Origin of the sequence: Streptomyces sp. JHA26, assembly GCF_002005565.1 — a bacterium.
GTDB lineage: Bacteria > Actinomycetota > Actinomycetes > Streptomycetales > Streptomycetaceae > Streptomyces.
This window is the reverse complement of sequence record NZ_BDJC01000048.1, coordinates 20,279-31,832: the sequence shown is the minus strand read 5'-3', so window position 1 is coordinate 31,832 and position 11,554 is coordinate 20,279. Positions and strand designations below refer to the sequence as shown.

The 11,554-nt window shown below is 72.6% G+C and carries 10 protein-coding genes; 9 read left to right on the top strand and 1 reads right to left on the bottom strand.

All coding sequences use genetic code 11. The annotated features are described in order from the left end of the window. The first annotated feature begins 32 nt into the window (after positions 1–32). The 6 genes from JHAT_RS25295 (at position 33) to JHAT_RS25270 (ending at position 7,061) form a co-directional block, all read left to right on the top strand. Positions 33–638 carry an ABATE domain-containing protein gene (locus tag JHAT_RS25295; RefSeq protein WP_077800563.1) on the top strand — a complete coding sequence of 202 codons (606 nt, stop codon included), beginning with the start codon at positions 33–35 and terminating at the stop codon, positions 636–638. 206 nt (positions 639–844) lie between these two features. Then, positions 845–1,369, top strand: a complete 525-nt coding sequence (locus tag JHAT_RS25290) for a sigma-70 family RNA polymerase sigma factor (protein WP_007450155.1) — start codon at positions 845–847, stop codon at positions 1,367–1,369. A 59-nt stretch (positions 1,370–1,428) separates the two neighbouring features. Continuing rightward, positions 1,429–2,199 carry an anti-sigma factor gene (locus tag JHAT_RS25285; protein WP_077800562.1) on the top strand — a complete coding sequence of 257 codons (771 nt, stop codon included), beginning with the start codon at positions 1,429–1,431 and terminating at the stop codon, positions 2,197–2,199. 81 nt (positions 2,200–2,280) lie between these two features. Then, a complete protein-coding gene (locus JHAT_RS25280; protein WP_171991042.1) occupies positions 2,281–4,578 on the top strand; it encodes a UvrD-helicase domain-containing protein in 2,298 nt (765 codons plus the stop codon). Positions 4,579–4,995: 417 nt separating this feature from the next. After that, on the top strand, positions 4,996–6,411 hold the full coding sequence (locus tag JHAT_RS25275; protein WP_077800560.1) for an NAD-dependent malic enzyme: 1,416 nt from the start codon (positions 4,996–4,998) through the stop codon (positions 6,409–6,411). Positions 6,412–6,779: 368 nt separating this feature from the next. Next, positions 6,780–7,061, top strand: coding sequence for an HU family DNA-binding protein (locus JHAT_RS25270; RefSeq protein WP_003990598.1), 282 nt, complete (start codon positions 6,780–6,782; stop codon positions 7,059–7,061). Positions 7,062–7,197: 136 nt separating this feature from the next. Here the strand turns inward: JHAT_RS25270 and murA are convergent, their stop codons facing one another. After that, positions 7,198–8,544, bottom strand: a complete 1,347-nt coding sequence (murA, locus tag JHAT_RS25265; RefSeq protein WP_077800559.1) for a UDP-N-acetylglucosamine 1-carboxyvinyltransferase — start codon at positions 8,542–8,544, stop codon at positions 7,198–7,200. Positions 8,545–8,777: 233 nt separating this feature from the next. On the opposite strand from murA, the gene JHAT_RS25260 reads away from it, so the two are divergent. The 3 genes from JHAT_RS25260 (at position 8,778) to JHAT_RS25250 (ending at position 11,526) form a co-directional block, all read left to right on the top strand. After that, entirely contained in the window at positions 8,778–9,350 is a 573-nt protein-coding gene (locus JHAT_RS25260) for a YqgE/AlgH family protein (RefSeq protein WP_171991041.1), read from the top strand. A gap of 29 nt (positions 9,351–9,379) precedes the next feature. Continuing rightward, complete coding sequence (locus JHAT_RS25255; RefSeq protein ID WP_171991040.1) at positions 9,380–9,664, top strand: DUF3039 domain-containing protein; 285 nt, start codon at positions 9,380–9,382, stop codon at positions 9,662–9,664. A 242-nt stretch (positions 9,665–9,906) separates the two neighbouring features. Beyond that, positions 9,907–11,526, top strand: a complete 1,620-nt coding sequence (locus JHAT_RS25250; protein ID WP_077800557.1) for a beta-N-acetylhexosaminidase — start codon at positions 9,907–9,909, stop codon at positions 11,524–11,526. Positions 11,527–11,554 lie beyond the last annotated feature (28 nt).

Sequence of the window (11,554 nt, the reverse complement as noted above, 5' to 3'; positions counted from 1 at the left end):
TTCCCCGGGCAACCCTAGGCGGTGACAGGAACATGGCAATGGACACGGCGACAGACCCCTGCGAGCTGCGGTTCGACACCGGGCGGGTCTGTCTGGACCTCCTCGCCACCACTCACCCCGTCGAACGGCTCGACTCCGTCGCGGTGCTGCGCGCCTGGATCGCCGGCTCCGGACTCGTCCCCCCGGGCACGTCCCTGGCCCACGCCGACGCCTCCTGGCCGGCCGCCTTCCGCGACCTGCGCTGTCAGACCGCCCGTCTGGTGCGCGCCCGCGCCCTGCGCGGTCCCGGCCCGGCGCCCGGCGGGCCGTACGACCTCGCGCTCGCCCGCGTCAACGACCTCGCCCGCGCCGCCCCCCCGGCGCCGCGGGCGGTGCGCGGCGACGACGGGGCGCTGGTACGGGAGTTGACCGCGCCCCCGGAGTGCGCCGAGCTGCTCGGCGCGCTCGCCCGGGACGTCGTGGACCTGCTCACCGACCCCGTCGCACGGGCGAGCCTGCGGCAGTGCGCGGGCGACAGCTGCCCGATCGTGTACGTGGACACCTCCCGGGGCCGCCGCAGGCGCTGGTGCTCCAGCGAGATCTGCGGCAACCGGGAACGCGTCGCCCGGCACCGCCGCCGCGCCGCCCTCGCCCGCTGAGGCGGCGGGATGTGACCCCCTGTCCACTCCCGTCCCCTTCGCGACCCCGTCCCGGAGAAAACCGCCGCCCCGCGTTGAACACCCCGCACTCCGCGTCCGTACCGGATGGGCGAGCGATCGACTGGGGGAACCCCCGGACATCGGAGGTGGGCGTGCGCAAGGATTCCGTCGTGGCCGGTGAACGTGGTGCGAGGGCCCGACATCGCATGTCCCAGTCGTCCTCGGAGCCCGACGAGGAACTGATGCGCGCCCTGTACCGGGAGCACGCGGGTCCCTTGCTGGCGTACGTGCTGCGACTGGTCGCGGGGGACCGGCAGCGCGCCGAGGACGTCGTCCAGGAGACGCTCATCCGTGCCTGGAAGAACGCCGGTCAGCTCAACCGGGCGACCGGATCGGTACGCCCCTGGCTGGTGACGGTCGCCCGGCGCATCGTCATCGACGGCCACCGCAGCCGGCAGGCCCGGCCGCAGGAGGTCGATCCGTCGCCGCTGGAGGTCATCCCCGCGGAGGACGAGATCGACAAGGCGCTGTGGCTGATGACGCTGTCGGACGCGCTCGACGACCTGACCCCGGCACACCGGGAGGTCCTCGTCGAGACGTACTTCAAAGGGCGTACCGTCAATGAGGCGGCGCAGACACTGGGCATACCCAGCGGCACCGTTCGCTCCCGGGTGTTCTACGCGCTGCGTTCGATGAAGCTGGCACTGGAGGAGCGGGGGGTGACGGCGTGACGAGCGGGTACGGGGGTTTCCCGGGGTTCGGCGCGGGGGATGCGGGTAACTCTGCCCCCATGCAGGGATCACCGGTGCCGAACGAACACGAGACCGTCGGCGCCTACGCCCTCGGGATTCTCGACGACGCCGAAGCAACCGCTTTCGAGGAGCACCTCGCCGGGTGCCAGTGGTGCGCCCGGCAGCTCGACGAGCTGGCCGGCATGGAGCCCATGATGGCCGCCCTCGCGGACCTCCCGGGCGCGGGCACGCCCGCGATCGCCGAGTCGCTGGCGGCCAGGCCGAGCCCGCGGCTGGCGGAGAAGCTCGTCGACGAGGTCGCCGAGCGCCGCGCGCGCAAGCGCCGCCGCAACTTCTACCTCGTGGGCACCGCGGCCGCGCTGATCATCGGCGGCCCGTTCGCCGCGGTGGCGACGACCAGCGGCGGTGACGGCGGTGGTCAGCGCACCGAGGCGCGGCCGACCGGCAGCCCCGCCGCGTCCGCGTTCGCGGCCATGCCCGACCGGGTCACCGCGACCGACCCGGTCACCAAGGTCAGCGCGACCGTGGCCCTGGAGAAGAAGGCCTGGGGCACCGACGCGGTCCTGGAGCTCAAGAACGTCAAGGGCCCCGAGAAGTGCTCCCTGATCGCCGTCGGCAAGAACGGCGAGCGCGAGACGCTCAGTTCCTGGTCGGTCCCCGTCCAGGGCTACGGCATCCCGGGCGCCGCCGTCGACCGGGCCAAGGAGCCTCTGTACGTGCACGGCGGCGCCGCCCTCACGCCCAACCGGATCGACCACTTCGAGGTCGTGACCTTCGACGGCGACCGCCTGGTGGAGGTGGACGTGTAGGCCCCGCAGGACCGCCCCGTGGCCTCCCGGCCCCCCTTCGCGTACGGTTGACGGCTGCCCAGCACGTCAGAAGGGGGCCCGGTGGCCGCACAGGCACAACAGGATTCGGCGGTCGACACGGTGCACGATTCCGTACGCGACCGAGAGATCAGCGTGGAACAGGCACACCTGGACCGGGTGTACCGCCGCCTCGAGGAGAAGATCCACGAGGCCGAGTTCCTCATGCACGACGCGGCGCAGCGCGGCCACGTCGGCACCCCCGGCGCGCTCGCCGAGCGCGACGCGCAGGTCTTCCGGGCGGGCATCCACCTGAACCGCCTCAACAACGAGTTCGAGGACTTCCTCTTCGGCCGTGTCGACCTGCTCCTCGGCAAGGACGGCAAGAAGGGCCCGGACGGCGCGTACACGGCCGTGGAGCCCGCCGAGGGCGCCGTACGGCCCGACGGCACCGCCGACATCGCCGAGACGCTGCACATCGGCCGCATCGGCGTCCTGGACGAGGACTACGCGCCGCTGGTCATCGACTGGCGGGCGCCCGCCGCCGCGCCGTTCTACCGGTCCACGCCCGTCGACCCGGGCCGGGTGGTGCGCCGCCGGGTCGTCCGGTCCAAGGGGCGGCGCGTCCTCGGCGTCGAGGACGACCTGATGCGGCCCGAGATCACCGCGTACCTGGACGGCGAGGAGCTGTCCGTCGTCGGCGACGGCGCCCTGATGGCCGCCCTCGGCCAGGCCCGCACCCACAGCATGCGGGACATCGTCGCCTCCATCCAGGCCGAGCAGGACCTGGTCATCCGCGCCCCCGCCGCCTCCGTGACGTACGTCGAGGGCGGCCCCGGCACCGGCAAGACCGCCGTCGCCCTGCACCGGGCGGCGTACCTGCTCTACCAGGACCGGCGCCGCTACGCGGGCGGCATCCTGATCGTCTCGCCGACCCCGCTGCTCGTGGCGTACACCGAGGGCGTGCTGCCGTCCCTCGGCGAGGAGGGGCAGGTCGCCATCCGCGCCATCGGCTCCCTCGTCGACGGCGCCGAGGCCACGCTGTACGACTCCCCGGCCGTCGCCCGCGCCAAGGGCTCCTCGCGGATGCTCAAGGTGCTGCGCAAGGCCGCGCGCGGGGCCCTGGAGCCGGAGGGTTCGCCGACCCTGCTGCGGGTCGTCGCCTTCGGCCGGCGCCTCGAGCTGGAGGCGGAGGAGCTGGCCGCCGTCCGCCACACCGTGCTGGGCGGCACGGCGCCCGTCAACCTGCTGCGTCCCCGCGCCCGCCGGCTGCTGCTGGACGCCCTGTGGGCCAAGTCCGGCGCCGCCGGCCGCCACAGCGACCCGGAGCTGGCCGCCGAGCTGCGGTCCTCCTTCGACGAGGACGTCAGTTCCGAGGACTCCTTCATCGCCTTCCTGGACGCCTGGTGGCCGGAGCTGACGCCCGGTGCCGTGCTGGCGGCCATGGCGGACGAGAAGCGGCTGGGCCGCTGGGCGCGGCGGATCCTCAACCCCGGCGAGGTCCGCAAGGTGGCCCGGTCGCTGCGCCGCGAGGGCCACTCCGTGCACGACATCGCCCTGCTCGACGAGCTCCAGGCCCTCCTCGGCACGCCCGCCCGCCCCCGCAAGCGGCGCGAGTTCGACCCGCTGGACCAGCTCACCGGACTCGAGGAGCTGATGCCGCAGCGCGAGGAGACCCAGCGGGAGCGCGCCGAGCGCCTCGCGCAGGAGCGCACCGAGTACGCGCACGTCATCGTGGACGAGGCGCAGGACCTCACGCCCATGCAGTGGCGGATGGTCGGCCGCCGCGGCCGGCACGCCACGTGGACCGTCGTCGGTGACCCGGCCCAGTCCTCCTGGTCCGACCCCGACGAGGCGGCGGCGGCCCGGGACGAGGCCCTGGGCACCCGTCCCCGGCGGCGTTTCGAGCTCACCGTGAACTACCGCAACCCGGCGGAGATCGCCGAGCTGGCCGCCCGGGTGCTCGCCCTGGCGATGCCGGGCTCCACGGCACCGGCGGCGGTCCGCTCGACCGGGGTCGAGCCGCGCTTCGCCGTCGCCGGGGACGGCCTCGCGCCGGCCGTGCGGGCGGAGGCGGCCCGGCTGCTGGACCTCGTCGACGGCACCGTCGGCGTCGTGGTCGCCATGAACCGCCGCGAGGAGGCCCGGCGCTGGCTCGCCGGGCTCGGCGACCGGGTGGTGGCGCTGGGCAGCCTGGAGGCCAAGGGCCTGGAGTACGACGCGACCGTCGTCGTCTCGCCGGCCGAGATCGCGGACGAGTCGCCCGTCGGGCTGCGGGTGCTCTACGTCGCCCTGACCCGGGCCACCCAGCAGCTGACGATCGTCTCGGGCGACCGGGACGAGCCGGACGCGGCCGGGGTGCCGGACCTGCTGCGCGACTGAGGCCCCGGACACAGCGAGAGGCCCGCGCCGTCGTCGGACGGCGCGGGCCTCTCGCCTCGCTTGAGTGACACCGACCCGCCATGCTCGCCTCGCGGCAAGTGGTCGCTCGTAGCGACGAAGGTTGGGCCCGGGGGCTTGGATCGGGCCGGTGCCACATCCAAGGTAACAAACGATCCCCGCAAGACAATTCCCGTCCCGCGACTTCTTTCCGGGGCCGGACCGCCGCTCCGGGGAACCCCTTCCGCCGACGCCCGACTTCTCGTATGGTGGAAGTCGTTTTCCGAAAACAACGTTCCTCTGGTCGGACGGTGCGCGAACAAAACGTTCGCAATCCGGGGCGGCTACCACGTACCCGGTGGTAGGTGCGACGATCGGACGGCACAACACGCGACACGGTGAAAGCAGAGGAAGTCGGCCATGGCAACGGCGCCCAGCGTCTCCTACTCGATGACCATCAGGTTGGAGGTGCCCGCGAGCGGAACGGCCGTCTCGCAGCTCACCACCGCCGTGGAGTCCTCCGGCGGCTCGGTGACCGGCCTCGACGTCACGGCCTCCGGCCACGACAAGCTCCGCATCGACGTCACCATCGCGGCCGGCTCGACCTCCCACGCCGACGAGATCGTGGAGCAGCTGCGCGGCATCGAGGGCGTCACCCTCGGCAAGGTCTCCGACCGTACGTTCCTGATGCACCTCGGCGGCAAGATCGAGATGGCGTCGAAGCACCCCATCCGCAACCGTGACGACCTGTCCATGGTCTACACGCCCGGCGTGGCCCGCGTCTGCATGGCGATCGCCGAGAACCCCGAGGACGCCCGCCGCCTGACCATCAAGCGCAACTCCGTTGCGGTCGTGACGGACGGCTCCGCCGTGCTGGGCCTGGGCAACATCGGCCCGAAGGCCGCGCTGCCGGTCATGGAGGGCAAGGCGGCCCTGTTCAAGCGCTTCGCCGGCATCGACGCCTGGCCGATCTGCCTGGACACCCAGGACACCGACGCGATCGTCGAGATCGTCAAGGCCATCGCCCCGGGCTTCGCCGGCATCAACCTCGAGGACATCTCCGCGCCGCGCTGCTTCGAGATCGAGGCCCGGCTGCGCGAGGCCCTCGACATCCCCGTCTTCCACGACGACCAGCACGGCACCGCGATCGTCGTCCTCGCCGCCCTCACCAACGCGCTGCGCGTGGTGGACAAGCCCATCGAGAACGTGCGCGTCGTCATGTCCGGCGCCGGCGCGGCCGGTACGGCCATCCTCAAGCTGCTGCTCGCCGCGGGCGTCAAGAACGCCGTCGTCGCCGACATCCACGGCGTCGTCCACTCCGGCCGCGCCGACCTGGTCGACGCCGCGCCCGAGTCGGCGCTGCGCTGGATCGCCGACAACACCAACCCCGAGGGCCTGACCGGCACCCTGAAGGAGGCGGTGCACGGCGCCGACGTCTTCATCGGCGTCTCCGCCCCCAACGTCCTGGACGGCGACGACGTGGCCGCCATGGCCGACGGCGCGATCGTGTTCGCGCTCGCGAACCCCGACCCCGAGGTCGACCCGGCCGTCGCCCGCCAGACGGCGGCGGTCGTGGCCACGGGCCGCTCCGACTTCCCGAACCAGATCAACAACGTGCTGGTCTTCCCGGGCGTCTTCCGCGGCCTGCTGGACGCCCAGTCCCGCACGGTCAACACCGAGATGATGCTGGCCGCCGCGCAGGCCCTCGCGGACGTGGTGACCGAGGACGAGCTGAACCCGAACTACATCGTCCCCAGCGTCTTCAACGACAAGGTCGCCGGCGCCGTCGCGGGCGCCGTGCGGGAGGCGGCGAAGGCCGCCGGAGCGGCGTCGTAGGCCCTCCGGGGACCCCCGGATCCTGGGCGCGGTGGCCCGTGCGGTGGCTGTGAGGATCGCCACGGCGGGCCGCCGTACCGGCGCGTCGCGGAACGGAGCGCCTCGAGGCGCCCTCTAGGGTGGCGCCAGGCCAGGGCCCCGGCCCCCTCCGCATGACTCCCAAGGGTGTTCTCACGACTCCTGGGGGTGCCGGATTGGCATTACCGCCGCAGGTGCAGGCAGGATGCCTGTCTGGGCGCGAGGGCCCGACGACGGACCCGGGTGAGGGAACCGTCCGAGGTCCCTGGCAGCATCGGCTTTCGCTGTGCCCGCATGCGGCTCCGCCGCGTGGCACGCCTCAACGGCAAGAAGAACACGGGAGTAACAACATGAACCGCAGTGAGCTGGTGGCCGCGCTGGCCGACCGCGCCGAGGTGACCCGCAAGGACGCCGACGCCGTGCTGGCCGCGTTCGCCGACGTCGTCGGCGACATCGTCTCCAAGGGCGACGAGAAGGTCACCATCCCCGGCTTCCTGACCTTCGAGCGCACGCACCGTGCCGCTCGCACCGCCCGCAACCCGCAGACCGGCGAGCCGATCCAGATTCCGGCCGGTTACAGCGTGAAGGTCTCCGCGGGCTCCAAGCTCAAGGAAGCGGCCAAGGGCAAGTAAGCGCGCCCGAGCGCCGTCAGGGCCCGGCGCCCCTTTCCAGGGCGCCCCGCTCGACTCGAGGGCGCTCCACTCAACGCCGATGGGGCGGTCACCCGGATCCGGGTGACCGCCCCATCGGCGTCGTCGTCGCTGCTGTCTAGCCGAGCGCCTTGCCCGGGAGTTCGACCTTCGCGCCGAGCTCCACGAGCTTCTCCATGAAGTTCTCGTAGCCCCGGTTGATCAGGTCGATGCCGTGGACGCGGGACGTGCCCTGGGCCGCGAGGGCGGCGATCAGGTAGGAGAAGCCGCCGCGCAGGTCGGGGATGACCAGGTCGGCGCCCTCCAGCTTGGTCGGTCCCGAGACGACGGCCGAGTGGAGGAAGTTGCGCTGGCCGAAGCGGCAGTGGGAGCCGCCGAGGCACTCGCGGTAGAGCTGGATGTGGGCGCCCATCTGGTTGAGCGCGGAGGTGAAGCCGAGCCGGGACTCGTAGACCGTCTCGTGGACGATGGACAGGCCCGTGGCCTGCGTCAGGGCGACCACCAGGGGCTGCTGCCAGTCGGTCTGGAAGCCGGGGTGCACGTCCGTCTCCAGGGCGATGGACTTCAGCTGGCCGCCCGGGTGCCAGAAGCGGATGCCCTCGTCGTCGATCTCGAAGGCGCCGCCGACCTTCCGGAAGGTGTTCAGGAACGTCATCATCGAGCGCTGCTGGGCGCCGCGGACGTAGACGTTGCCCTCGGTGGCCAGCGCCGCCGAGGCCCAGGACGCGGCCTCCAGGCGGTCCGAGAGGGCGCGGTGGGTGTAGCCGCCCAGCTCGTCCACGCCGGTGATGCGGATCGTGCGGTCGGTGTCCATCGCGATGATCGCGCCCATTTTCTGCAGGACGCAGATCAGGTCCTCGATCTCCGGCTCCACCGCCGCGTTGGACAGCTCCGTGACGCCCTCGGCGAGCACGGCCGTCAGCAGCACCTGCTCGGTCGCGCCGACGGACGGGTACGGCAGCCGGATCTTGGTGCCGCGCAGCCGCTGCGGGGCCTCCAGGTACTGGCCGTCCGCCCGCTTCTCGATCTTCGCGCCGAACTGGCGCAGCACGTCGAAGTGGAAGTCGATGGGCCGGCCGCCGATGTCGCAGCCGCCCAGGCCCGGGATGAAGGCGTGTCCGAGGCGGTGCAGCAGCGGGCCGCAGAACAGGATCGGGATGCGCGACGAGCCCGCGTGGGCATCGATGTCAGCGACGTTCGCGCTCTCCACGTGGGTCGGGTCGAGCACCAGCTCGCCGGGCTCCTCGCCCGGGCGGACCGTGACCCCGTGCAGCTGCAGCAGTCCGCGCACGACCCGCACGTCGCGGATGTCCGGCACGTTGCGCAGCCGGCTCGGCGCGCTGCCCAGCAGGGCGGCGACCATGGCCTTCGGCACGAGGTTCTTCGCACCGCGGACCCGGATCTCGCCCTCCAGCGGGGTTCCGCCGTGGACAAGCAGTACGTCATCAGCGCCGTTGACGGTCATGAATCTCGCGTTCCGTGGGGTGGGGCAGGGGCCAGAAGGGAAAGGGTAATCGCCCCCGACCCCCCTTCCGTAAGCCCGAGGAGGGTCCGACGACGTCATGGATGTGTCACAACACGAAGGGTCCCGCGGCGGGCACGTGCGGTCACCGCGCAGGGGGGTGCGGGGGCGTCCGTTCACTCCGGTGCCCCCGATTGCCTCCCCATGGAAGGGGAACATGCGGGATCATGTCTGGCATGACCGAGGTGTCCTCGCTCACAGGGCGGCTGCTCGTGGCAACGCCCGCCCTGGCGGACCCGAACTTCGAGCGTGCGGTGGTGCTCCTCCTCGACCACGACGAGGAGGGCTCCCTCGGTGTCGTCCTCAACCGTCCCACGCCGGTCGACGTGGGCGACGTCCTGGAGGGCTGGGCGGACCTCGCCGGTGAGCCCGGGGTCGTCTTCCAGGGCGGCCCGGTGTCGCTGGACTCCGCCCTCGGCGTCGCCGTCGTCCCCGGCGGCGCGTCCGGACAGACGGCCCCGCTGGGCTGGCGCAGGGTGCACGGCGCGATCGGGCTGGTCGACCTGGAGGCGCCGCCGGAGCTGCTGGCCCCCGCCCTGGGTGCCCTGCGCATCTTCGCCGGGTACGCCGGCTGGGGCCCCGGTCAGCTGGAGGACGAGCTGACGGAGGGCGCCTGGTACGTGGTGGAGTCCGAGCCGGGCGACATCTCCTGTCCCTTCCCGGACAGACTCTGGCGCGAGGTCCTGCGCCGCCAGCGCAGCGAACTGGCGATGGTGGCGACGTACCCGGACGACCCGTCGCTCAACTGAAGCGTGTGAGCTTCAGTACCCTGGCCTTTATGAGCACTCTCGAGCCCGAGCGCGGGACTGGTACGGGGACCCTCGTAGAGCCGACGCCACAGGTGTCCCACGGTGACGGCGACCATGAGCGCTTCGCCCATTACGTCCAGAAGGACAAGATCATGGCGAGCGCCCTCGACGGCACCCCCGTCGTGGCGCTGTGCGGCAAGGTCTGGGTACCGGGCCGCGACCCGAAGAAGTACCCCGTGTGTCCCATGTGCAAGGAGATCTACGAGTCCATGAGCGCCGGCGGCGACCAGGGCAAGGGCGGCGACAAGAAGTAACGACCCCGCCCGACCGGTCTTCCCGAGGCCCCCGGAGTGCGCCCGCGCGCACCGGGGGCCTTCGTGCGCCCGGGGCGTGTGCCCGGGGCGTGCGCCTGCTCGGGGCCGGCGCGCGCCCCGTGGGTCGCGAAGTGGTCGAGACCTCTTGTGGACGGGTTCCCGTGGTCATAGCCTCCTGGGTGTTGTGCGGAGCGAAGCCGTCATTGCGCGTGAGGCGACGCGCGTCCGGAGGACCACTCCCTATGACCGGACTGATCCCGGTGCCGCGCGCCGTCGAGGGCTCCCCGGGCCGCGGTGTCCTGCTCGACCGGGACACCACCCTGTGGGCCGCCCCCGGCACGGAGACCACGGAACGCTGGCTGCGCGCCACGCTCGGCGCCGCCCTCGCGCTGCCGCTGCGGCCGGGGCCGCGGGACGCCGCCGGTGTGCGGCTGCTGCTGGACGACGCGCTGGGGCCGGAGGCGTACCGGCTGAGCGTGGTCACCGACCGGTGCGTCGAGATCCGCGGCGGCGGCCCCGCGGGCGTCTTCTGGGGCGCCCAGACCCTGCGGCAGCTGCTCGGGCCCGAGGCGTTCCGCCGGGCGCCCGTGCGGCCGGAGGCCGCTTCCGTCGTCCCGCCCCGGGTCGTCGAGGACGCGCCCCGTTTCCGCTGGCGCGGCCTGATGCTGGACGTCGCCCGGCACTTCACGCCCAAGGACGGCGTCCTGCGCTACCTGGACCTGATGGCCGCCCACAAACTCAACGTCCTGCACCTCCACCTGACGGACGATCAGGGCTGGCGCGTCGAGATCGAGCGGTACCCGGAACTCACCCGGACCGGGTCCTGGCGGGCGCGCACCAAGTACGGGCACCGCGCGTCGCCCCTGTGGGAGGACAAGCCGCACGGCGGCTTCTACACCCGGGACGACGTCCGGGAGATCGTCGCCTACGCCGCCGACCGGCACATCACCGTCGTCCCCGAGATCGACGTGCCCGGGCACTCGCAGGCCGCCATCGCCGCGTACCCGGAACTCGGCAACACCGACGTCGTCGACACCGCCTCGCTCACCGTCTGGGACACCTGGGGCGTCTGCGAGAACGTCCTCGCACCCACGGAGGGGACCCTGCGCTTCTACGAGGGCGTGTTCGAGGAACTCCTCGAGCTCTTCCCCTCGGAGTTCGTCCACGTCGGCGGTGACGAGTGCCCCAAGGAGCAGTGGCGGCGGTCGCCGGCCGCGCAGGCGCGCATCGAGGAGCTCGGGCTCGCCGACGAGGACGAGCTCCAGGCCTGGTTCGTCCGGCACTTCGACCGGTGGCTGACCGCGCGCGGGCGCAGGCTCATCGGCTGGGACGAGATCCTCGAGGGCGGACTGGCCGAGGGTGCGGCCGTGTCGTCCTGGCGCGGGTACGCCGGCGGGATCGCCGCCGCGCGCGCGGGACACGACGTGGTCATGTGCCCCGAGCAGCACGTGTACCTGGACCACCGGCAGGACGCGGGTGAGGACGAGCCCGTGCCGATCGGCTTCGTGCGCACCCTGGAGGACGTCTACCGGTTCGAGCCGGTTCCACCGGAGTTGACGCCCGAGGAGAGCGTGCACGTGCTCGGCACCCAGGCGAACGTGTGGACCGAGGTGATGGAGGACCAGGCCCGCGTGGACTACCAGGTCTTCCCCCGGCTCGCCGCCTTCGCCGAGGTCGCCTGGAGCGACCTGCCCGCCCCGGACGAACGGGACTTCGGCGACTTCGAGCGGCGGATGGCCGCCCACTACCCGCGGCTCGACGCCCTGGGCGTCGCCTACCGGCCACCGGCCGGCCCCCTGCCCTGGCAGCGGCGGCCCGGTGTGCTCGGCCGGCCGATCGACGGACCGCCGCCGCACGCGTGAGGAAGACCTCGAACCGTCACTGAAGAGT

Bases quoted from the DNA above. Each gene is read 5' to 3' on its own strand.
- JHAT_RS25295 (WP_077800563.1), top strand. From the start codon at position 33: ATGGCAATGGACACGGCGACAGACCCCTGCGAGCTGCGGTTCGACACC.
- JHAT_RS25290 (WP_007450155.1), top strand. From the start codon at position 845: ATGTCCCAGTCGTCCTCGGAGCCCGACGAGGAACTGATGCGCGCCCTG.
- JHAT_RS25285 (WP_077800562.1), top strand. From the start codon at position 1,429: ATGCAGGGATCACCGGTGCCGAACGAACACGAGACCGTCGGCGCCTAC.
- JHAT_RS25275 (WP_077800560.1), top strand. From the start codon at position 4,996: ATGGCAACGGCGCCCAGCGTCTCCTACTCGATGACCATCAGGTTGGAG.
- JHAT_RS25270 (WP_003990598.1), top strand. From the start codon at position 6,780: ATGAACCGCAGTGAGCTGGTGGCCGCGCTGGCCGACCGCGCCGAGGTG.
- murA (WP_077800559.1), bottom strand. From the start codon at position 8,544: ATGACCGTCAACGGCGCTGATGACGTACTGCTTGTCCACGGCGGAACC.
- JHAT_RS25260 (WP_171991041.1), top strand. From the start codon at position 8,778: ATGACCGAGGTGTCCTCGCTCACAGGGCGGCTGCTCGTGGCAACGCCC.
- JHAT_RS25255 (WP_171991040.1), top strand. From the start codon at position 9,380: ATGAGCACTCTCGAGCCCGAGCGCGGGACTGGTACGGGGACCCTCGTA.
- JHAT_RS25250 (WP_077800557.1), top strand. From the start codon at position 9,907: ATGACCGGACTGATCCCGGTGCCGCGCGCCGTCGAGGGCTCCCCGGGC.